The following is a 20,209-nucleotide window of genomic DNA, read 5'->3' as shown; positions in this document are numbered from 1 at the left end:
AGGGCCAGGCCCCCTGCTGCCACCCTGCGCTCTCAATGGGCCACTCTGTCAAGAAAATCTGCAGGCCTGAGTATCTCAATGCCTTGGAAAGGATGCAGGACAAGCAAGTCCTGGTCCCCCGTCACAATCATCTGGGCACCGCCGTTGAGTGCGACATCAAGGAATTTGTCATCCTTGGGATCACGGCACACCGAAACCTGCCGGGTGATGGAAACCCGTCGCACCACTGCGTCCAGCAATAGCAGGAAGCGCTGCCTGTCCTCGCGGGAAACATACCGGTCGAATTTCGGGCGCAAGAGAACTTCGCTCAATTCCGCCAGGGTCTCCTGGGACATCAACACGGTCGCGCAGCCCAGCGCCTGATCCACGGTCTTTGCTGCCATGCCAGTCGGCATGAGCAGGCGGCTGATCCACAGATTCGTGTCGATCACCAGCCGCAGATCAGTCCTCACGGCTCAGCAGTTCCTGAAGCACATCTTCGGTCATACCGGCCTTGCCGGCCTTGGCGCCAACCTGGTCACTGAAGTGCTGGAACTCCGAAAGGTTGGTGTGAATGAGCCGTTCGTACTCCTGCACCGACATGACCACCGCCACGTTTGCGGCTTGCTGCTGGATCAGTACAGGACCCTCGCGGACGGCCTCGATGACCTCCGCGAATCCCTTTCCTGCCTGGTTTGCCGTCATGGTGCGCATCTTGAACCTCGCAATGTTGCCCACCCATTGTGCGAGTGCGAGGGCACACGTTCAAGCATTGCCCCGACGGGATGCGCCAGCTTTGCCGGCCGCTCAGGCCGTCACCACCACCCTCAGCAACTGCTTCTGTATCTTCCCGCTGGCCGTCTTGGGCAGGGCCTCGCGGAAGTGGTAGCGGCGCGGGCGCTTGTAGGCGGCCAAGCGGTCGCCGTGGACCAGGAAGGCGTCGAGCGCCTCGGCCGTGGGCGTGGCGCCAGGCTTGGCGACCACGTGGGCGGCGACGATCTGGCCCCAGCGCTCGTCGGCCTCGCCGATGACGGCGACCTCGAGCACGTCGGCGTGTTCGACCAGCGCGTCTTCCACCTCACGCGGATAGACGTTCTCGGCACCCGAATTGATCATGTAGTCGATGCGGTCGCGGATCCAGAGATAGCCGTCGTCGTCGATGTGGCCCAGGTCGCCCGTGTGGTACCAGCCGTGCGCCAGGGCTCGGGTGTTGGCGTCGGGGCGGTTGAGGTAGCCGGCCATCATGCAGGGGCCGCGCACGAGGATTTCGCCCACCTCGCCGGGCAGGCAGGCCTCGGCCGGGTCGGTGGGGGCGTTGTCTTCGCGCAAGCGGGCCACGATGAGGTCATGGCCCATGGAGGGCAGCCCGGCCGAGCCCGCGTGCGAGAGTTGCTCGCGCGGCAGCAGGACGGACATGCAGGGGCCCATTTCCGTGGTGCCGTAGACCTGGACCAGGTCGCTGCCGACCTTGCGCGTCCATTCGCGGATCAGGTGCGGCGCCATGGAGGCGCCGCCGTACTCCACCAGCCTCAGCGCGGGCGCCTGCTCAGGCGAGGCGATGGGTTCGGCCAGCAGCATGGTGACCATGGTGGGCGCCGCGAAGAAGAAGCTCACGCGCTCTTCGCGGATCAGGCGCCAGGCCTCGGCCACGTCGAAGCGGCGCAGCAGCACCTGGGTGGCGCCGGCCTGCAGGCGCGGCAGAAAGCTGGTGTGCAGCTCGGCCGTGTGGTTGAGCGGCGCCATGGCCAGGCCCACGTCGTCGCGCGTGAACTGCATGGTCTGGTGCATGAGGGCGTTGTGCGCCAGCTTGCTGCGGTGCGTATGCAGCACGCCCTTGGGCCGGCCCGTGGTGCCGCTGGTGTACATGAGGATGCAGGGGTCGCTCTCGCGCACATGGGCCTGGGGCGGCGCGCTGCTGCGGCCCCTGGCCAGGGCGGACAGGCGCTGCGTGGCCCAGACCGGCAGCGGGTCGGCCGGGGCATCGTCGGCAAAGATCCAGTGCTCGATGCCTGCGCCAGTGCCGCCGCCTTCGGCCTTGAGCAGGGCCTGGGCGCGTGCGGCCACCTCGCCGCCCTCGTGCTCGAAGACCAGGGCGCGCGCTGCGCCGTCCTTGAGGATGAAGGCCAGCTCCTGCGCCGCCAGCCGGTAGTTGATGGGGTTGAAGATGGCGCCCAGGCGCGCGGCCGCCAGCATGGTGAAAACAAAGGCCGGCGTGTTGTAGAGGAAGGCGGCGACCACGTCGCCATGGCCTATGCCCAGCTCGGCCAGGCCGTGGGCGTGGCGGTTGACTTCGGCATCGAGCTGGGCGTAGGTCCAGGCGCGGCGCTCGCCGCCCTCCCATGCGACCAGGGCTTCCTTGTTCGGCAGGTAACGTGCCGGCCAGGCCAATGTGTCTCCCAGCGTCTGCTGCATGTGCGCTTCTTCCTTCTCGCTCACGAGATTTCATATATCGATGCACCTCAATGTAGGAGATTTTTTAGACAGTTATGCAATTTGCAAATGCATCCATGCAGGCAAGCGCATGGAGTTGCAGTCGGCCCGCGGAAATCCCGAAGCCGCGCGGACGCTGGCCGCAGCTAGAATGCGCCGGTCAGGAGAGAGTGCCCGCCCGGCCGCAATGGTCACAGGCAGCGGCACCGCCGAAGGCGCAGGGTTCGTCCCGAACGCTCAGGCAAAAGGACTGGCACCGCCTGCCGCCACGGCCGCAGGCGTTCCTAGCTGGAGAGAGATGCAGGGCACGGCGGTGTGCCCCATCCACCGAAGGAGCAAGCCCCACGCATGGAAGGTGCGGGTGAATCTCTCAGGTAAAGCGGACAGCAGGGCAGCACATCCCGGAGGACCGGGATGGCGTTATGCCTTGTTCCTTGCCTGAAAGAGAGCCCTCCTTGTCCGCTGCCTCCACCACCGATCTGCTCAAGACCCCGCTGTTCGACCTGCACCAGGAACTGGGCGCGCGCATGGTGCCGTTTGCCGGCTACTCCATGCCCGTGCAATACCCGCAGGGGCTGATGGCCGAGCATCTGCACACGCGCGAGGCGGCAGGCCTGTTCGATGTCTCGCACATGGGCCAGATCAGCGTGCGCGGTGCCGACGCCGGGGCCGCGCTGGAGTCGCTGATGCCCATGGACGTGCTGGGCCTGGGCGAACACCGCCAGCGCTACGGCCTGCTGCTCAACGACGCGGGCGGCATTCTGGACGACCTGATGTTCGTGCGCCGCGAGGACGACCTGTTCCTGATCGTCAACGGCGCCTGCAAGCATGAAGACCTGGCGCACATCCAGGCCCGCATCGGCCAGCGCTGCGAAATCGAGCCCCAGTTCGACCGGGGCCTGCTGGCGCTGCAGGGCCCGCAGGCCGCAGCCGCGATGGAGCGCCTGCTGCCGGATACGGCCGGCCTGGTGTTCATGACAGGCGGCCACTTCGACTGGGAGGGGGCCGAGCTGTACATCACGCGCAGCGGCTACACCGGCGAGGACGGCTTCGAGATCTCCCTGCCCCCCAGCCACGCCGAGGCCTTTGCCCGTGCCCTGCTGGCCCAGCCCGAAGTCAGGCCCGTGGGCCTGGGCGCGCGCAATTCGCTGCGCCTGGAAGCCGGCCTGTGCCTGTACGGCAACGATCTGGACACGACCACCACCCCGGCCGAGGCCGCCCTGAACTGGGCCGTGCAGAAGGTCCGCCGCATCGGGGGCGAGCGCGAAGGCGGCTTTCCCGGCGCAGCCACCGTGCTGGCCCAGCTGCAGTCGCCCGAGCTGCTCACGCGCAAGCGCGTGGGCCTGGTGGCCCTGGAGCGCGTGCCCGTGCGCGAAGGCACGGAACTGCTGGATGCCAGCGGCCGCAAGGTCGGCCAGGTCACCAGCGGCCTGCTGTCGCCCACGCTGAACCAGCCCGTGGCACTGGCCTATGTGGAGCCGGGCAGCGCCGCCATCGGCACCACGCTGCAGGCCATGGTGCGCGGCAAGGCCGTGCCCATGCAGGTGCAGGCCACGCCCTTCGTGGCGCCCCGCTATCACCGCGGTTGAGGACAGCCTGCGCGCTTGGCGTGGATCGAGTTCGGCGGATTCGTTTTTCCTGCCATCGCATGCCGCTACAGTGCGCACTGACCTTTCTCAAACCGCCTTTCACAGGTTTCTTTTCAGTTTCTATCGGAGCAAGCCATGAGCATCCAGTATTCCAAGGACCACGAGTGGATCAACGCCGCCAACCCTGACGCGGCCATCGTCGGCATCACCCTCCACGCGCAGGACGCGCTGGGCGACGTGGTGTTCGTCGACCTGCCCGCCGTGGGCACCAGCTTCAACCAGGGCGATGTGGCCGGCGTGGTCGAGTCCGTCAAGGCCGCCGCCGATGTCTACATGCCCGTCAGCGGCGAGATCGTCGAAGTCAACGAGGCCCTGCGCGACGACCCCTCCCTGGCCAACAGCGACCCGCTGGGCGAAGGCTGGTTCTTCAAGGTCAAGCTCAGCGACGCAGGCCAGCTGGCCGCGCTGCTCGACGAAGCCGCCTACACGGCCTTTGCCCAGAGCAACTGACGCCACTTTCCGGCCAGGACGGGCGCCAGGGCCCGCCCTGGCGCTTTTCAGCTTTTGAGACAGGTCCCTCCATGCTGATGTCCTCCACCCAGCCCCTTGCCGCCCTCGAGAACGCCACCGAATTCGTGGCCCGCCATATCGGCATCGCGCCCGAAGACGAGGCCCACATGCTCAGCGCCATCGGCGCGGCATCGCGCGATGCGCTGATCGACGCCATCGTCCCGCCCTCCATCCGGCGCCACCAGCCCATGGCGCTGCCGCCAGCGGCCACCGAGGCCCAGGCGCTGGCCGAACTCAAGGCGCTGGCAGGCCGCAACCAGCTGCTCAAAAGCTTCATCGGCCAGGGCTACTACGGCACGCACACGCCCGGCGTCATCCTGCGCAACATTCTCGAGAACCCCGCCTGGTACACGGCCTACACGCCCTACCAGGCCGAGATCTCGCAAGGCCGCATGGAGGCCCTGGTCAACTTCCAGACCATGGTCTGCGACCTGACGGCCATGCCGATTGCCAACGCCTCCATGCTGGACGAGGCCACGGCGGCCGCCGAGGCCATGACGCTGGCCAAGCGCTCCGTCAAAAGCAAGAGCAACCGTTTCGTGGTGGCCGGCGATGCCCACCCCCAGACCATCGAAGTCATCCAGACGCGCGCCGCGCCGCTGGGCATCGAGGTGCTGCTGGCCAACTCGCTGGAGGAATGGAACCAGCTGATGGAGGGCGACTACTTCGCCGTGCTGGCCCAGTACCCTGCCACCAGCGGCCGCATCGACGATCTGCGCGCCGACGTGGACAAGGCCCATGGCAAGCAGGCCGCCTTCATCGTGGCCACCGACCTGCTGGCGCTGACCCTGATCACGCCGCCCGGCGAATGGGGTGCCGACATCGTGGTGGGCACCACCCAGCGCTTTGGCATGCCCATGGGCGCCGGCGGCCCGCACGCCGCCTTCATGGCCTGCCGCGACGAGTTCAAGCGCTCCCTGCCCGGCCGCCTGGTCGGCGTGAGCGTGGACGTGCACGGCAAGCCCGCCTACCGCCTGGCACTGCAGACGCGCGAGCAGCACATCCGCCGCGAAAAGGCCACCTCCAACATTTGCACGGCCCAGGTGCTGCCCGCCGTGGTGGCCAGCATGTACGCCGTCTACCACGGCCCCGAGGGCCTGGAGCGCATCGCCCGCCGCGTGGCCTCGTACACGGCCATCCTGGCGCGCGGCCTGGCCGAGCTGGGCGCGCCGCTGCGCGAGGCGCCCAGCTTCGACACGCTGAGCCTGCACACGGGCGCGGCCACCCAGGCCATCGTGGAGCGTGCCGTGTCCCTGGGCGCCAACCTGCGCGTGTATTTCAAGGAATACCTGTGCATCTCGCTGGACGAGACCACCACGCGCGCCGATGTCGAGCTGCTGTGGAAGATCTTCGCCCGGGACGGCCAGGCCCTGCCCTGCTTCACCGCCTTCGAAAAGGGCGTGGAGCCGCTGATTCCCGACGGACTGCGCCGCAGCAGCGCCTTCCTCACGCACCCGGTGTTCAACACCCACCGCTCCGAGACCGCCATGCTGCGCTACATCCGCCAGCTGTCGGACAAGGACTTGGCGCTGGACCGCAGCATGATCCCGCTGGGCTCCTGCACCATGAAGCTCAACGCCACCAGCGAGATGATTCCCATCACCTGGCCCGAATTCGCCCAGGTGCACCCCTTTGCCCCGGCCGACCAGCAGCAGGGCTATGCGGAACTGGACAAGCAGCTGCGCGACTGGCTGTGCCAGGCCACGGGCTACGCCGGCATCAGCCTGCAGCCCAATGCCGGCAGCCAGGGCGAGTACGCGGGCCTGCTGGCCATCAAGGGCTGGCATGCGAGCCGGGGCCAGTCGCACCGCAACGTCTGCCTGATTCCCAGCAGCGCCCACGGCACCAACCCCGCCAGCGCGCAGATGGCGGGCATGCAGGTGGTGGTCACCGCCTGCGACGCCAACGGCAACGTCGACATGGCGGACCTGGCGGCCAAGTGCGAGCAGCACAGTGCCAACCTGGCCTGCATCATGATCACCTACCCCAGCACGCACGGCGTGTTCGAGACCCAGGTCAAGGAGCTGTGCAAGCTGGTGCATGACCACGGCGGCCGCGTCTACGTGGACGGCGCCAACATGAACGCCCTGGTGGGCCTGGCCGCGCCGGGCAGCTTCGGCGGCGATGTCAGCCACCTGAACCTGCACAAGACCTTCTGCATCCCGCACGGCGGCGGCGGCCCGGGCGTGGGCCCCGTCTGCGTGGTCGAGGACCTCGTCCCCTTCCTGCCCGGCCATGCCACCACGGGCCTTGCGGGCGGCACGGGTGCCATCAGCGCCGCGCCGCTGGGCAATGCGGCCGTGCTGCCCATCAGCTGGATGTACATCCGCATGATGGGCGCCCAGGGCCTGACCCTGGCCACCGAGACCGCCATCCTCAGCGCCAACTACATCAGCGCCCGGCTGCGCGACCACTACCCCACGCTGTACGCGGGCGAGCACGGCCATGTGGCGCACGAGTGCATCCTGGACCTGCGCCCGTTCAAGGAAAGCACGGGCGTCATGGCCGAGGACGTGGCCAAGCGCCTGATCGACTACGGCTTCCATGCGCCCACGCTGTCCTTCCCCGTGCCCAACACGCTGATGGTGGAGCCCACCGAAAGCGAAAGCCTGTACGAGCTGGACCGCTTCGTGGACGCCATGATCGCCATCCGCGAGGAAATCCGCGCCATCGAGCAGGGCCGCCTGCCCCAAGACGACAACCCGCTCAAGAACGCGCCGCACACGGCCGAGACCCTGCTGGCTTCGGAATGGACCCACCCGTACAGCCGCGAGGCCGCCGCCTACCCCGTGGCTGCCCTGCGCCAGTCCAAGTACTGGTGTCCCGTGGGCCGGGTGGACAACGTCTACGGCGACCGCAACCTCTACTGCAGCTGCATCCCGGTCGACGCTTACCTGAGCTGAAGCACCTGCCACCCAAAGGGGCGCTTGTGGCGCCCCGGCCGGCGCGCGTACACTGCGGCCCTGCCCGCGCCGGGCCCCGGTCCATCTGCCGGACGCCAGGCGCGGGCAACCAGGATTTGTGCGGCAGATGCCGCTTTCCCCAGCGCCAGCACGCGATGAGCAGCCAAGACCCTTCCGACCAGCCTCGCGACGACGAGCACCTGCCCCTGCATGCCTTGCTGGCGCCCGGCGCCGACCTGCCCCCCGTCGAACGTTTCCCCTCCTTCCAGCCCGAAGACGATCCGCTGCAGGCCCTGGTCGCCGAGCTGCGCAACTACCAGCGCGAGCTGGAGATCCAGAACCGCGTGCTGGACTACAGCCAGGCCGTGGCCGAAAGCGCCTCCGAGCGCTTCGAAGCCCTGTTTGCCAGCATTCCCCTGCCCCTGCTGGTGGTGGACGAGCACGACATGGTGGTGCAGGCCAACGCCATGGCGCACAGCGCCTTCCAGCCCACCGAGCATGACCGGCTGCTGGTCAATTTCGCGCCCTTCGTGCACCCTGACGACGCCGAGCGCGTGCGCGAGACCTTCGTTGCGGCACGCGAGCTGGGCCGCACCGAGGCCCACGAGGTCTGCTTCGACATCACCGAGCAGCACCAGCTGCGCGCCGACCTGCATGTGGCCTGCATCGCCATTCCGCAGCAAAGCGGCCCGCCCATTGCGCAGTACCTGTGCGCCGTGGTCGACCAGGGTCCGCTGCTGGCCGAGCGCCTGGCGCTGCAGCAGCGCAACCACCAGCTGTTCCTGAGCGAGCGGCGGCTCGAATCGGTCATCAACTCGGCCCTGGACGCCATCATCTGCCTGGACCACGAGCAGCGCATCACCGTCTTCAATCCCACGGCTGCCGCCCTGTTTCTGTGTCCGCCGCACGACGCGCTGGGCAGTCCGCTGGAGCGTTTCCTGCCCGATGCGGCCCAGGCCCTGTCCTTTGCGCCGCTGACCACGCAGGCCGTGCTGGGCGAGATGACGGCACGCACGGCCAGCGGCCGCGAAATCCCGGTCGAGGTCAGCGTCTCCTTCGAGCACCACAGCGGCGGCGAGACCACCACCGTGTTCGCGCGCGACCTCACCAGCCGCAAGAAGGCCGAGGCCCAGCGCAACGAGCTGGAAGACCAGCTGCGCGAATCGCACAAGATGCAGGCCCTGGGCACCATGGCCGGCGGCATTGCCCACGACTTCAACAACATCGTGGGCGCCATCCTGGGCAATGTGGAGCTGGCCAAGGCCGACTGCGGCGGCAATGCCGCAGCCATCGAAAGCCTGCAGGAGATCGAAAAGGCCGGCCGCCGCGCGCGCGACCTGGTGCGCCAGATCCTGACGTTCAGCCGCAATGAACCGCCGCAGCGCAAGCCCGTGCAGGCGCGCGAGGTCATGGGCGACACGGCGCGGCTGCTGCGCGTGACCCTGCCGCCCGCCGTGGAGCTGCAGGTGCACGTGCCGCCGCAGATGCCGCCCATGCTGGCCGACGCCATGCAGGTGGAGCAGGCCCTGTTCAACCTGTGCACCAATGCCATGCACGCCCTGGGCGAGCGGCGCGGCCTGATCCAGATGGATGCCGACCTGGTGCGCCCGGACCAGCGCCTGTGCGAGCGCCTGGGCCTGCCGCCCGTCAGCTATGTGGCGCTGTCGGTGCAGGACAACGGCCCCGGCATGGACGCACGCACGCTGCAGCGCATCTTCGAGCCCTTCTTCACCACCAAGCCCGTGGGCCAGGGAACGGGCCTGGGCCTGCCCGTGGTGCACGGTGTCATGCGCAACCACGGCGGCGCCGTGGACGTGTACAGCATCCCCGGCCAGGGCAGCCGCTTCACGCTGTACTTTCCTCCGGCCGACCCCCTGACGCCGGCCGACTCTGCACCGGCCGAGCCCCTCGCCGCCCAGGCGCTGCCCAGCGCACCCGAGCCCCTGGCGGCCGCGGAAACCCCGACCGGCCCGCAGTTCGCCCTGCTGCCCGACCCGCAGGCCGCGCAGCAGCATGTGATGTACGTGGACGATGACCAGGCCCTGGTCTTTCTGGTGCAGCGCCTGCTGCGCCGGCGCGGCTACCAGGTCAGCGGCTTCACCGATCCGCACGAGGCCATCGAGGCGCTGCGCGCCGCGCCCCAGGACTGCGACCTGCTGGTCACCGACTACAACATGCCCGGCTACAGCGGCATCGACCTGGTGCACGAGGCCCTGTCCATCCAGCCGCAGCTGCCCATCGCGCTGGCCTCGGGCTACATCACCACCGAGATCGAGCAGGCCGCATTGGCTGCAGGCGCCAGGGCCCTGGTCCACAAGCCCAACGACGTGGAAGAGCTGTGCGCCACGGTGCACAGGCTGCTGAATGAGCGGGGAACGGCTTGACCCCTGAGCAACGCGATGGCGGCGCCAGTGCAGGTGACGGCGCAGGCGTCATCTGCCTGCACGAAGATGCCGAACTGCTGGTGCTGGACAAGCCCAGCGGCCTGCTGTGCGTGCCCGGGCGCGGCCCAGACAAGCAGGACTGCCTGAGCGCCCGCGCCCTGCAGCGCTGGCCCGATGCGCTGGTCGTGCACCGGCTGGACCAGGCCACCTCGGGCCTGGTGATCATGGCGCGCAGCCTGGCCAGCCAGCGCCTGCTGAGCGAGGCCTTTGCGCAGCGCCGCGTGCACAAGCGCTATGTGGCCGTGGTGGCAGGCAGCCCCACCGCGCGGCAAGCCGGCGCATGGCAGAGCATCGACCTGCCGATTGCAGCCGACTGGGAGCGGCGCCCGCTGCGCATCATCGATGCCGTGCAGGGCAAGCCCAGCCAGACCCTGTGGCGCGCCCTGCCAGGCGCGCAAGCCGCCGAAGTCCGGGACGCAATCACCACGCGGGTGCAGCTGCAGCCCGTGACGGGCCGCACCCACCAGCTGCGCGTGCACATGGCCGCGCTGGGCCATCCCATCCTGGGCGATGCGCTCTATGCCGATGCCGCCGTGCAGGCGCTGTCGCCGCGCCTGCTGCTGCATGCGCAGCTGCTGGAGCTGGCGCATCCCCTGTCTGGCGAGACGCTGCGTTTCGAATCCGCCGCGCCGTTCTGATCCATCGCAGGAACACGCAAATCATCGCCACAGCGTACGTTGCTGCAATGCAACATTCAGCGTACGTGTTTCCCCTTCTTGCAGTTGGTCATATTGACTTCACGAAGCACCGTCAGGGTGCAGCGTCGGCATCAGCCGTTTTCTTCGGCCAAAACAGCCCCCGCCCGACGGCGCAGGCCGCGATGGGAGCCTTAGCGAAAAGCCTGTTGCCGCGCCAGCCCCGGGATACCCTGTTGCCATTGGTAACCAGGCGATTAACCTGTGCTTCTTTGCGCGGCTAGCCCCTACAGGAGCCACCGCGTTTTTCAGAACGCTTTACCCAAAGTTGAAGGAAGTACTCATGAGCATTCCGTTCCGCATGCACACCGTCGTCGCCGCCCTGGGTTTGGCTGGCGCCGCCCTGTTCTCCACAGCGCATGCGCAAATCAAGATCGCCATGGTGGTTCCCACCACCGGCCCGCTGACGCAGTACGGCGACATGGTCAAGGAAGGCGTGAACACCGCCGTGGAAATGGCCAATGCGGCCGGCGGCGTCAACGGCAAGAAGATCGAGCTGGTGTCCGTCGATGACGCCTGCGAACCCAAGCAGGGTCCCGTGGCCGCCAACCGCGTGGTCAACGCCAAGATCGGCTACGTGATCGGCCCCGTCTGCTCGGGCGCATCGATTGCCGCAGCCCCGATCTACAACAACGAAGGCGTGGTCGTGGTGACCCCCTCGGCGACGTCCCCCGCCCTGACCGACGGCAAGAACTACCACTTCATCTTCCGCACCATCGGCCGCGATGACCAGCAGGGCCCGGCCGCCGCCAAGTTCATCCTGGAAAAGGCCAAGCCCAAGAAGGTTGCCGTGCTGCACGACAAGCAGTCGTATGGCCAGGGCATTGCATCCTCCGTGCGCGACGACCTGAAGAAGGCCGGCGTGGAAGTGGCCCTGTTCGAAGGCATCAACGCCGGCGACAGCGACTACTCCGCCGTCATCACCAAGCTCAAGAGCGCCGGCGTGGACTTCATCTACTACGGTGGCTACCACCCCGAAATGGGCCTGCTGCTGCGCCAGGCTTCCGAGCAGGGCCTGAAGGTCCGCATGATGGGCCCCGAAGGCGTGGGCAACCCCGAAGTCAACGCCATCGCCGGCAACGCCGTCGAAGGCATGCTGGTGACCCTGCCCGCAGACTTCTCGGCCAACCCCAAGAACGCCGCCGTGGTCAAGGCCTTCAAGGACAAGAAGCGCAATCCTTCAGGCGCCTTCCAGCTGACCGCATTTGCCGCCACGCAAGTGCTGCTGGACAGCATCAAGGCCGTGGGCGACAGCCCCGCCAAGGTGGCTGACCACCTGCACAAGTCCAACTTCGAGACCGTTCTGGGCTCGGTGGGCTGGAACAAGCAGGGCGACCTGAAGTCCTTCGACTTCCAGGTGTTCGAATGGCACAAGGACGGCAGCAAGTCGGTCGCTGCCAAGTAATCCCCCTCCGTCTGACTGACCGGGGCACGCATTCGGCGTGTCCCGGTCGTCTGCATCCTGGCCTTTTAGGCCTTTTCCTGTTTTGGGGCGGCATTACACCATGTCAGAACTCTTACCTCAGCTGATACAGCAGCTGTTCAACGGACTGTCCCTGGGCGCCATCTATGCCCTGATCGCCATCGGCTACACGATGGTCTACGGCATCATCGGGATGATCAACTTCGCCCACGGCGACATCTACATGATCGGGGCCTACATCGGCCTGGTCACGCTGTCGGCCATAGGCACGCAAAGCGGCCTGCCGGTGTGGGCCATCATCGGCCTGATGCTGGTGGTCTCGGTCTTCGTCACCGGCGTCTATGGCCTGGTGGTGGAGCAGGTGGCCTACAAGCCGCTGCGCCGCAGTCCCCGCCTGGTGGCCCTGATCTCGGCCATCGGCATGTCCATCTTCCTGCAGAACTGGGTGGCCCTTGGCCAGGGTGCGCGCGACATGGCCGTGCCCTCGCTGCTGCCGGGCGCGCTGCGCTTCGGTGCCGAAGGCGGCTTCGAGATCTATGTGCCCTACTCGCGCATCCTGATCATCGTGGTGGCCATCGTGCTCATGGTGCTGCTGACGCTGTACATCCGCCACTCGCGCATGGGCCGCGCCTCGCGCGCCTGCGCCCAGGACATGCACATGGCCAGCCTGCTGGGCATCGACACCAACCGCGTGATCTCGTTCACCTTCGTGCTGGGCGCCATGCTGGCGGCCGTGGGCGGGGTGCTGATCGCGCTGGCCGTGGGCAAGCTCAACCCGTTCATCGGCTTTCTGGCCGGCATCAAGGCCTTCACGGCCGCGGTGCTGGGCGGCATCGGCTCCATCCCCGGCGCCATGCTGGGCGGCGTGCTGCTGGGCGTGGCCGAGACCTTTGCGGCAGCCTACATCTCATCCGAGTACAAGGACATCGTGGCCTTCGGCCTGCTGGTGCTGATCCTGCTGTTCCGCCCCACGGGCCTGCTGGGCAAACCTGAAGTGGAGAAGGTCTGATGAAAACCAAACCCACTTTGAACCTGCGCGACGCCCTGATCGCCACGGTAATGACGGCCGTGGTCGTCACGCCCATCTTCGGCCTGCACCTGGAACGCGCCGGCACCCGCACCATCATCAACCCCGACTGGACGGTGGTGGCCTGGGCCTGCGCCCTGGTCTTCCTGGTGCAGCTGCTGCGCCCGCTGATCGCGGCGAAGATGCCCAAGGTCTCGCTGCCCTCGCTGCCGCAGGCGCGCCCCAGCCACCGCAACGGCCTGATGCTGGCGGCCCTGCTGATCGCCGTGTCCTGGCCCTTCTTTGCGGGCCGCAACGCGGTGGACATCGCCACGCTGGCCATGATCTACGTGATGCTGGGCCTGGGCCTGAACATCGTCGTGGGCTTTGCCGGCCTGCTGGACCTGGGCTTCGTGGGCTTCTACGCCGTGGGCGCCTACACCTATGCGCTGCTCTTCCACTGGGCCGGCTGGTCCTTCTGGGAAGCGCTGCCGCTGGCCGGTGCCGCTGCCGCGATGTTCGGCTTCGTGCTGGGCTTTCCGGTGCTGCGGCTGCGCGGTGACTACCTGGCCATCGTGACCCTGGGCTTTGGCGAGATCATCCGCCTGCTGCTGGTCAACCTGACCAGCATCACGGGCGGGCCGGACGGCATCTCCAGCATCCCCAAGCCCACGGTGCTGGGCCTGGAGATGACGCGCACCCCCTCCACCGAGGGCGGCACGACGTTCCACCAGTTCCTGGGGCTGGAGTTCAGCTCGCTGCACATGGTGATCTTCCTGTACCTGATGGCGCTGCTGCTGGCCGTGGTCACGCTGTGGATCTCCAACCGCCTGGTGCGCATGCCCATAGGCCGCGCCTGGGAGGCACTGCGCGAGGACGAGATCGCCTGCCGCTCGCTGGGCCTGAACCCCATGAAGATCAAGCTGTCGGCCTTCACGCTGGGCGCCATGTTCGCCGGCTTCGGCGGCGCCTTCTTCGCGGCGCGCCAGGGCATCGTCAACCCCGAGTCCTTCACCTTCATCGAGTCGGCGCTGATCCTGTCCATCGTGGTGCTGGGCGGCATGGGCTCGCAGCTGGGCGTGATCATCGCGGCCATCTTGCTGACGGTGCTGCCCGAGCTGGCGCGCGAGTTCTCCGAGTACCGCATGCTGATCTTCGGCCTGGTGATGGTGCTGATGATGGTCTGGCGCCCGCAGGGCCTGCTGCCCATGCGCCGTCGCCATGTGGAGGTGCGCTCATGAGGCATGCCGACACCATGATTTTTGGGACAACAGATAGCAGCAAGGGCCGGCAATGAGCGAGTATTTGCTAGAAGTCAAAGACCTGTGCATGCGCTTCGGCGGCCTGCTGGCCGTGGACCACGTGGGCTTCAACGTGCGTCCGCAGGAAGTGTTTGCCATCATCGGCCCCAACGGCGCCGGCAAGACCACGGTGTTCAACTGCATCAGCGGTTTCTACCAGCCCAGCAGCGGCTCCATCGCGCTGGACGGCAGCGCCATCGAGGGGCGCAGCAGCCACCACGTGGCCAACCACGGCGTGGTGCGCACCTTCCAGAACGTGCGCCTGTTCAAGTCCATGACGGTGCTGGAAAACCTGCTGGTGGCACAGCACCGCCGCTCCGGCGTCAACCTGCTGTCGGGCCTGTTCAACACGGCGGGCTACCGCCGCAGCGAAGAGGAAAAGATCGAGAGCGCCCTGCACTGGCTGGACGTGATGGGCCTGCGCGAGTTCGTCAACCGCGAGGCCGGCAACCTGGCCTACGGCCACCAGCGCCGCCTGGAGATCGCGCGCTGCATGATCACCAAGCCGCGCGTGCTCATGCTCGACGAACCCGCCGCCGGCCTGAACCCGCAGGAGAAAAAGGACCTGCAGGGCCTGATCGACCAGCTGCGCCGCCAGTACGGCATTGCCGTGCTGCTGATCGAGCACGACATGGGCCTGGTCATGGGCGTGTCCGAGCGCATCCTGGTCATGGAGTACGGCAAGCCCATCGCCATGGGCCTGCCGGATGCCATTCGCAACGATGAACGGGTCATCAAGGCCTATCTGGGAGAAGCCTGATGCCTGCCATGCTGCAACTGGAGAACATCTCCACCCACTACGGCGCCATCTGCGCGGTCGACAGCGTCAGCCTGCACGTCAACCAGGGCGAGATCGTCTCGCTGATCGGCTCCAACGGCGCCGGCAAGACCTCGCTGCTGATGACGGTGTGCGGCAACCCGCGCGCCAGCTCGGGCCGCATCTCGTTCGAGGGCGAGGACATCACCCAGCTTCCTTCGCACCACATCATGCGCAAGGGCATTGCGGTCTCGCCAGAAGGGCGGCGCATCTTCTCGGACCTCACGGTCACCGACAACCTGAAGATGGGCGGATTCTTCCTGGACAAGCCGCAGATCGAGGCCGGCATCGAACATGTGTTCGGCCTCTTCCCGCGCCTGCGCGAGCGCGCCCACCAGCGCGCCGGCACCATGTCGGGCGGCGAGCAGCAGATGCTGGCCATCGGCCGCGCGCTGATGAGCAAGCCCCGCCTGCTGCTGCTGGACGAACCCACGCTGGGCCTGGCGCCGCTGATCATTGCGCAGATCTTCGAGATCATCCAGACCATCCGCGCCGCTGGCGTCACGGTCTTCCTGGTCGAGCAGAACGCCAACCGCGCCCTGCAGATCGCCGACCGCGGCTATGTGCTGGAGACCGGCAAGGTGGTGCTGGAGGACACCGGCGCCAACCTGCTGACCAACGACGCCGTGCGCCGCGCCTACCTGGGCGCCTGAGCGCCTGCGCGCCCGGCAAAACGCCGGCAATACTGCACGCCGGCACTGAACGGAGGCCCGCCATTCGGCGGGCCTTTTCATTTCAGAGCCCGCGAGACCTCACACCAAGCCGCGCTGCTTGAGCAACGCCCAATGCGCATCCGGCAGACGGGCCTTCATGGCCTTCAAGGGATCGACCTCGCCCGTGTTGTCGGCAAAGGCCACCACGAAATCATCGGTCACGGGCAGGCCCGCCTGCCTGACCATGCTCTCCAGCAAGGGCAGCATGTGCCTGAGCACCCGCATGGCCGAGGCATTGCTTTGCTTCATCTCCATCAACTGGCCATGCAGCAGGCAGGCTTCGCCTAGCGCCTCGTCGGAGAACCAGTGCTCATCGGCCTCGCCCATGCCGCGTATCTCGTCCGGCGCCCACAGGTAATACGGAATCTCTTCACCACGCTCCAGCACCGCGCGCCGATAGGATTCGCGCCCCCAGACCAGAAAAGGCGGCCAGGCTGCAGTCAGGTCCTCATGCGTGTAGCAAAGCAAAAGACCGTAGAGCGGTTCGCCGCGTGGGATCTGCTGCAAGGCCGTGGCCAGTGACTGCTCCAGCAGCTGCTGCACACGCGCCTCGACGGTCTTCAGCGTCTCGCCCCTGGGCAGGCGCAGGTAGAGCAGCCTGTCGGCACCCGGCTCGGGCTGGCCCTGGGTGTCCAGGTATTGAAGGTGGATGCGATCCAGAACGCCGTCCGCGCCATGCACGAACACATGCCGCGTGAGCCAGGGCTTCTCACGGGTTTCCCAGTTCCGGGTCACGCTGCACTGCAGTTGCCGGCCGTCGTACTCATAACGGCTGTCCATGCCACGGTAGCCAAGGTGCATGTGATGGGCGACCAGCCGCCCCTCCTCGTAGCGGCTTTGGCTGACGGAATCGATGCTGCCGCCTCCATGCCACGACACGGTTGTGCGCTGGCCGGGCGTGTACAGGCATACCTGCTCGCGCGCGTTGGACCGGCATTCGATGACGATACGGCCCTGGGCATCAAAGCCGTGGTGCACATGCTTTTGCGGGTCTGCCCGCCCATCGCTGAGCCAGCGTGCGGCAGGGCCGCCGAACAGCTCACGGGCATAGGGTTCGTCAAAGCTCATGGAGTCGGACGCCCAGCGCCAGCTTGCGACCTGGCTGCGGATCTCGGCCCTCAATCGCTCCGAGGCCTCGGCACCGCTGAATTTCGAATACAGGGCCTGGATTTCTGAAGGGGAATTCATGTTCAAGCGAGATGCATGCGCGCGGAAAAAACCATTCTTGCATGGCGCTCCAATCCCGCTGCCGCGATTCTGGAAGTGGTCTGGCCGTGCTCCCTGGATTGTGCTGCCGGCCCTCGCATGGCAGCGCTATAAATGCAGCTTCGCCCAAGAATTACCACCCGCAAGGCCGCCCATGAACGCCCCCGCCCCCCATGACATGCTGCACCCCCTGGCCATCGACGTGGTGTCCGTGCAGTCCCAGGTCGTCTACGGCCGCGTTGGCAACAACGTGGCCATGCCCACGCTGCAGGCCCTGGGACTGGCGGCGGCAGCCGTGCCCACGGTGGTGTTCAGCAATACGCCGCACTATCCCAGCATCCACGGCGGAGCAATTGCCGCCGAGTGGTTTGCGGGCTATCTGCAGGACCTGGGCGCGCGCGGCGCGCTCGGGCAACTGCAGGCCGTGCTGGCCGGCTACCTGGGCGGGCCGGACCAGGCCGGGCTGCTGGCGGACTGGGTGGCGGGCCTGCTGCAGCAGCGCCCCGGCCTGCGCGTGGTGGTGGACCCGGTGATCGGCGACCACGACAGCGGCATCTACGTGGACCCCGCCATGGTCGAGGCCTACCAGCGCCACCTGCTGCCTCTGGCCGACGGGCTGACACCCAACCATTTCGAGCTGGAACGGCTGACCGCGCGCCCTGTGCACGGCATGGACGATGTGGTCCAGGCCGCGCGCAGCCTGCTGACCGGCCGCACGCAGTGGGTGGCCGTGACCAGCGCGGCGCCCGAGCTGGGCGGCGAGCATGCACTGCGCATGCGCGTGGCGCTGGTCACGCGCGAGGACGTGCATGTGGTCACCCACGCGCGCGTGGATGCGGTGCCCAAGGGAACGGGCGACTTGTTCAGCGCCGCGCTCACCGGCCACTGGCTGCAGGGCGCCAGCCTGCGCGATGCGGCCGAGCGCGCCTGCGAACGCATCGTGCAGGCGCTGGAGCATACGCGGCAGGCGCGCAGCGCCGAGCTGCTGCTGCCCTCGGACCCCGTCGCCGCCCGGGCAATGACCGCGCAGGCAGCACCGGCAGCACGGGCACAAGCGATACCATCGCCCGCATGAACAATGCATCGCCTCTCCTTTCCCTGACGATTCTCACGGGCGCTTCGCGCGGCATGGGCCTGGCCATGGCCCGGCAACTGCTCGATGCCGGCCATGAGCTGGTCACGCTGTCGCGCTCCACCAGCGAAGACCTGAACCGGGCCGCCGCCACGGCAGGCGCCCCGCTGCAGCAGTGGAGCGTGGACCTGGGCGAGCCCGAGGCAGCGGCCCGCAGGCTGGGCGAATGGCTCGCCGGGCTGGACGCCACGCGCTACGCCAGCGTCACCCTGATCAACAACGCGGGCGTGATTCCGCAGATCGCGCCGCTGTCGCAGCTGCGGCCCGCCGACATCGCCCAGGCCATGCGCGTGGGACTGGAGGCGCCCATGCTGCTGACGGCCGCCTTCCTGGCCGCCACCGAAGGCTGGACGGCCGTGCCGCGCAAGGTGCTCAACATTTCTTCGGGCCTGGGGCGGCGCGCCATTGCCTCGCAGGCCTCCTACTGCGCGGCCAAGGCCGGCATGGACCATTTCAGCCGCAGCGTGGCGCTGGACGAGGCGCTCAAGCCCCACGGCGCGCGCATCTGCTCGCTGGCGCCCGGCGTCATCGACACCGACATGCAGGTGCAGCTGCGCAGCGCCGATGCCGCAGCCTTTCCCGACGCAGGCAACTTCGCCCAGCTCAAGGAGGGCGGCAAGCTGTCCACGCCCGAGCAGGCCGCCACCCTGGTGCTGGGCTGGCTGCAGCGCGCGGATTTTGGCGAGCAGGTCGTGGCCGACGTGCGCCAGCCCTGAACGTACGGGTCTGGCAGGCCCGATGCAGCAATGAAAACACCGGCAGCAGACAGAAACATATCGCCGTGCTGCCGGAAACAATCCAGCCATTCGCCCTGGAAAATATTCCGCAAGTTTTACCGGTTGCAGGAATCATTTTCCATATCCAGGCCGCGCATTGCCTTGAAAACCGTCATCTGGCAAAGGATGACGTTTTTCGTCTGAGTTTGCCAGTCCTGCTTTTCCAATCCTCCTACAGTGGCATTTATTTCGGCTGGCAAGAATGGGGCACTCAACTCCAGGAAATCCAGCCATGTCCATTGCCTATTCCGATCCCCTGGCAGCGCCAGTGGTCCCTGCGGCCAATACATCCGTCAGCGGTGTTTCATGGGCGGCGATATTCGCGGGCGCCATGGCGGCGGCCTCGCTGTCGCTGCTGCTGTTCATTCTGGGCACGGGCCTGGGCCTGTCGTCTGTCTCGGTATGGACCGGCCAAGGCATGGATGCCGGCGCCCTGGGGTGGACGGCCGTGGCCTGGATCGCCTTCACCCAGCTGGCCTCCGCCGGCGTGGGCGGGTACCTGGCCGGGCGGCTGCGCACCCGCTGGCAAGGCGTGCATACGGACGAGGTCTACTTCCGCGACACGGCCCACGGCTTTCTGTCCTGGGCGCTGGCCACGCTGGCCATGGTGGCCCTGATGGGCGCTGCGGCCGGTGGTGCGGTGTCCGGCGCCTTCAAGGCGGCGCAGACCGTGGCCACCAGCGCCTCCAGCGTGGTGGGCGGCGCGATCGGCGCCGCCGGCGGTGCGGCTGCTGGCGGTGCCGCAGCCATGGCCGGTGCCTCGGGCGCCGATGCCTCGCCCCAGGGCCTGGCCTACTGGACCGGCAGCCTGTTCCGCAATTCCGCGGCAACCTCCGGCAGCACAACGCCTGCCGACATGGCCAGCGCCACGCGGGAGGCCGGCGTGATCTTTGCCCAGTCGCTGCGCACCGGCCAGCTTTCTGCGGCCGATGAGCAATATCTGGCCCAGCTGATTGCGCGCAATTCCGATATTCCGGTGGAAGAAGCGCAAAAGAAAGTGCGAAGCACCTTTGATTCCGTACAGATGCAGATAAAGCAGGCCGAGCAAAAGGCAGAAGAGGCCAAGCAAAAGGCCAAGCAGGCCGCTGAAGAAACGCGAAAGGCCACCGCCCATTCCATGCTCTGGCTGTTTGTTTCCCTGATGCTGGGCGCCTTTGTGGGCAGCCTGTGCGCCACCTGGGGTGGCCGCCAACGCGATGCCATTTGATCCTGCATCGCAGTCAAC

17 protein-coding genes and 2 riboswitches are annotated in these 20,209 nt (G+C 67.3%); of the genes, 13 read left to right on the top strand and 4 right to left on the bottom strand.

What is annotated here, in order from left to right; genetic code table 11:
• Window positions 1-32 precede the first annotated feature (32 nt).
• The 3 genes from DTS01S_RS14550 to DTS01S_RS14540 form a co-directional block, all read right to left on the bottom strand.
• A complete protein-coding gene (locus DTS01S_RS14550) occupies window positions 33-452 on the bottom strand; it encodes a putative toxin-antitoxin system toxin component, PIN family (RefSeq protein ID WP_017404841.1) in 420 nt (139 codons plus the stop codon).
• Window positions 442-684 carry a type II toxin-antitoxin system prevent-host-death family antitoxin gene (locus tag DTS01S_RS14545; protein ID WP_217649273.1) on the bottom strand — a complete coding sequence of 81 codons (243 nt, stop codon included), beginning with the start codon at window positions 682-684 and terminating at the stop codon, window positions 442-444. Before DTS01S_RS14545 ends, DTS01S_RS14550 begins: the two co-directional genes overlap by 11 nt.
• Before the next feature lie 102 nt (window positions 685-786).
• Window positions 787-2,391, bottom strand: a complete 1,605-nt coding sequence (locus DTS01S_RS14540) for a fatty acid--CoA ligase (RefSeq protein WP_026062224.1) — start codon at window positions 2,389-2,391, stop codon at window positions 787-789.
• Between the two features lie 169 nt (window positions 2,392-2,560).
• A riboswitch (glycine riboswitch) is annotated at window positions 2,561-2,672 on the top strand.
• A gap of 15 nt (window positions 2,673-2,687) precedes the next feature.
• Window positions 2,688-2,806: riboswitch (glycine riboswitch) on the top strand.
• A gap of 58 nt (window positions 2,807-2,864) precedes the next feature.
• Between DTS01S_RS14540 and gcvT the strand changes: the two genes are divergently transcribed.
• From gcvT to DTS01S_RS14490, 10 genes are all read left to right on the top strand, one after another.
• Window positions 2,865-3,998, top strand: coding sequence for a glycine cleavage system aminomethyltransferase GcvT (gcvT, locus tag DTS01S_RS14535; protein WP_437438706.1), 1,134 nt, complete (start codon window positions 2,865-2,867; stop codon window positions 3,996-3,998).
• A 135-nt stretch (window positions 3,999-4,133) separates the two neighbouring features.
• Window positions 4,134-4,508, top strand: coding sequence for a glycine cleavage system protein GcvH (gcvH, locus tag DTS01S_RS14530; RefSeq protein WP_012206130.1), 375 nt, complete (start codon window positions 4,134-4,136; stop codon window positions 4,506-4,508).
• 71 nt (window positions 4,509-4,579) lie between these two features.
• Window positions 4,580-7,471, top strand: a complete 2,892-nt coding sequence (gcvP, locus tag DTS01S_RS14525; RefSeq protein ID WP_017404837.1) for an aminomethyl-transferring glycine dehydrogenase — start codon at window positions 4,580-4,582, stop codon at window positions 7,469-7,471.
• A 155-nt stretch (window positions 7,472-7,626) separates the two neighbouring features.
• The gene (locus tag DTS01S_RS14520; RefSeq protein WP_017404836.1) at window positions 7,627-9,855 is read left to right on the top strand and encodes a PAS domain-containing hybrid sensor histidine kinase/response regulator; all 2,229 of its coding nucleotides are present in this window, start codon (window positions 7,627-7,629) and stop codon (window positions 9,853-9,855) included.
• On the top strand, window positions 9,852-10,553 hold the full coding sequence (locus DTS01S_RS14515) for an RluA family pseudouridine synthase (RefSeq protein ID WP_017404835.1): 702 nt from the start codon (window positions 9,852-9,854) through the stop codon (window positions 10,551-10,553). The genes DTS01S_RS14520 and DTS01S_RS14515 overlap by 4 nt, the downstream gene beginning before the upstream one ends.
• A 340-nt stretch (window positions 10,554-10,893) precedes the next feature.
• Window positions 10,894-12,015, top strand: coding sequence for a branched-chain amino acid ABC transporter substrate-binding protein (locus DTS01S_RS14510; protein WP_016446333.1), 1,122 nt, complete (start codon window positions 10,894-10,896; stop codon window positions 12,013-12,015).
• A 100-nt stretch (window positions 12,016-12,115) separates the two neighbouring features.
• Window positions 12,116-13,042: a high-affinity branched-chain amino acid ABC transporter permease LivH gene (gene livH / locus DTS01S_RS14505; RefSeq protein WP_016446334.1), complete on the top strand. Its 927-nt coding sequence runs from the start codon at window positions 12,116-12,118 to the stop codon at window positions 13,040-13,042.
• On the top strand, window positions 13,042-14,280 hold the full coding sequence (locus DTS01S_RS14500) for a high-affinity branched-chain amino acid ABC transporter permease LivM (RefSeq protein ID WP_016451503.1): 1,239 nt from the start codon (window positions 13,042-13,044) through the stop codon (window positions 14,278-14,280). The genes livH and DTS01S_RS14500 overlap by 1 nt, the downstream gene beginning before the upstream one ends.
• Before the next feature lie 52 nt (window positions 14,281-14,332).
• Window positions 14,333-15,100, top strand: coding sequence for a high-affinity branched-chain amino acid ABC transporter ATP-binding protein LivG (gene livG, locus DTS01S_RS14495; RefSeq protein WP_016446336.1), 768 nt, complete (start codon window positions 14,333-14,335; stop codon window positions 15,098-15,100).
• Between the two features lie 8 nt (window positions 15,101-15,108).
• Complete coding sequence (locus tag DTS01S_RS14490) at window positions 15,109-15,810, top strand: ABC transporter ATP-binding protein (RefSeq protein ID WP_026062223.1); 702 nt, start codon at window positions 15,109-15,111, stop codon at window positions 15,808-15,810.
• 99 nt (window positions 15,811-15,909) lie between these two features.
• Here DTS01S_RS14490 and DTS01S_RS14485 read toward each other — a convergent pair whose 3' ends face one another.
• Window positions 15,910-17,058 (bottom strand): hypothetical protein, encoded by a 1,149-nt coding sequence (locus DTS01S_RS14485; protein WP_016446338.1) that lies wholly within the window; start codon window positions 17,056-17,058, stop codon window positions 15,910-15,912.
• A 172-nt stretch (window positions 17,059-17,230) separates the two neighbouring features.
• Here DTS01S_RS14485 and pdxK point away from each other — a divergent pair, with 172 nt between their 5' ends.
• The 3 genes from pdxK (at window position 17,231) to DTS01S_RS14470 (ending at window position 20,191) form a co-directional block, all read left to right on the top strand.
• Window positions 17,231-18,151 carry a pyridoxine/pyridoxal/pyridoxamine kinase gene (pdxK, locus tag DTS01S_RS14480; protein WP_061287953.1) on the top strand — a complete coding sequence of 307 codons (921 nt, stop codon included), beginning with the start codon at window positions 17,231-17,233 and terminating at the stop codon, window positions 18,149-18,151.
• Window positions 18,148-18,924, top strand: coding sequence for an SDR family NAD(P)-dependent oxidoreductase (locus DTS01S_RS14475; RefSeq protein ID WP_046240202.1), 777 nt, complete (start codon window positions 18,148-18,150; stop codon window positions 18,922-18,924). Before pdxK ends, DTS01S_RS14475 begins: the two co-directional genes overlap by 4 nt.
• Window positions 18,925-19,216: 292 nt before the next feature.
• Complete coding sequence (locus tag DTS01S_RS14470) at window positions 19,217-20,191, top strand: hypothetical protein (RefSeq protein ID WP_016451500.1); 975 nt, start codon at window positions 19,217-19,219, stop codon at window positions 20,189-20,191.
• The last annotated feature ends 18 nt before the right edge of the window (window positions 20,192-20,209 follow it).

The organism is Delftia tsuruhatensis NBRC 16741 (genome assembly GCF_001571325.1).
Classification (GTDB): Bacteria; Pseudomonadota; Gammaproteobacteria; order Burkholderiales; family Burkholderiaceae_C; genus Comamonas; species Comamonas tsuruhatensis.
The sequence above is the reverse complement of the archived record's forward strand: the minus strand, read 5'-3'. Positions and strand labels throughout refer to the sequence as shown.

What these genes read in the sequence shown, in the direction of transcription:
- DTS01S_RS14545 (WP_217649273.1), bottom strand. Translation starts at nt 684, where the DNA reads ATGACGGCAAACCAGGCAGGAAAGGGATTCGCGGAGGTCATCGAGGCC.
- DTS01S_RS14540 (WP_026062224.1), bottom strand. Translation starts at nt 2,391, where the DNA reads ATGCAGCAGACGCTGGGAGACACATTGGCCTGGCCGGCACGTTACCTG.
- gcvH (WP_012206130.1), top strand. Translation starts at nt 4,134, where the DNA reads ATGAGCATCCAGTATTCCAAGGACCACGAGTGGATCAACGCCGCCAAC.
- gcvP (WP_017404837.1), top strand. Translation starts at nt 4,580, where the DNA reads ATGCTGATGTCCTCCACCCAGCCCCTTGCCGCCCTCGAGAACGCCACC.
- DTS01S_RS14520 (WP_017404836.1), top strand. Translation starts at nt 7,627, where the DNA reads ATGAGCAGCCAAGACCCTTCCGACCAGCCTCGCGACGACGAGCACCTG.
- DTS01S_RS14510 (WP_016446333.1), top strand. Translation starts at nt 10,894, where the DNA reads ATGAGCATTCCGTTCCGCATGCACACCGTCGTCGCCGCCCTGGGTTTG.
- livH (WP_016446334.1), top strand. Translation starts at nt 12,116, where the DNA reads ATGTCAGAACTCTTACCTCAGCTGATACAGCAGCTGTTCAACGGACTG.
- DTS01S_RS14500 (WP_016451503.1), top strand. Translation starts at nt 13,042, where the DNA reads ATGAAAACCAAACCCACTTTGAACCTGCGCGACGCCCTGATCGCCACG.
- livG (WP_016446336.1), top strand. Translation starts at nt 14,333, where the DNA reads ATGAGCGAGTATTTGCTAGAAGTCAAAGACCTGTGCATGCGCTTCGGC.
- DTS01S_RS14490 (WP_026062223.1), top strand. Translation starts at nt 15,109, where the DNA reads ATGCTGCAACTGGAGAACATCTCCACCCACTACGGCGCCATCTGCGCG.
- DTS01S_RS14485 (WP_016446338.1), bottom strand. Translation starts at nt 17,058, where the DNA reads ATGAATTCCCCTTCAGAAATCCAGGCCCTGTATTCGAAATTCAGCGGT.
- pdxK (WP_061287953.1), top strand. Translation starts at nt 17,231, where the DNA reads ATGAACGCCCCCGCCCCCCATGACATGCTGCACCCCCTGGCCATCGAC.
- DTS01S_RS14475 (WP_046240202.1), top strand. Translation starts at nt 18,148, where the DNA reads ATGAACAATGCATCGCCTCTCCTTTCCCTGACGATTCTCACGGGCGCT.
- DTS01S_RS14470 (WP_016451500.1), top strand. Translation starts at nt 19,217, where the DNA reads ATGTCCATTGCCTATTCCGATCCCCTGGCAGCGCCAGTGGTCCCTGCG.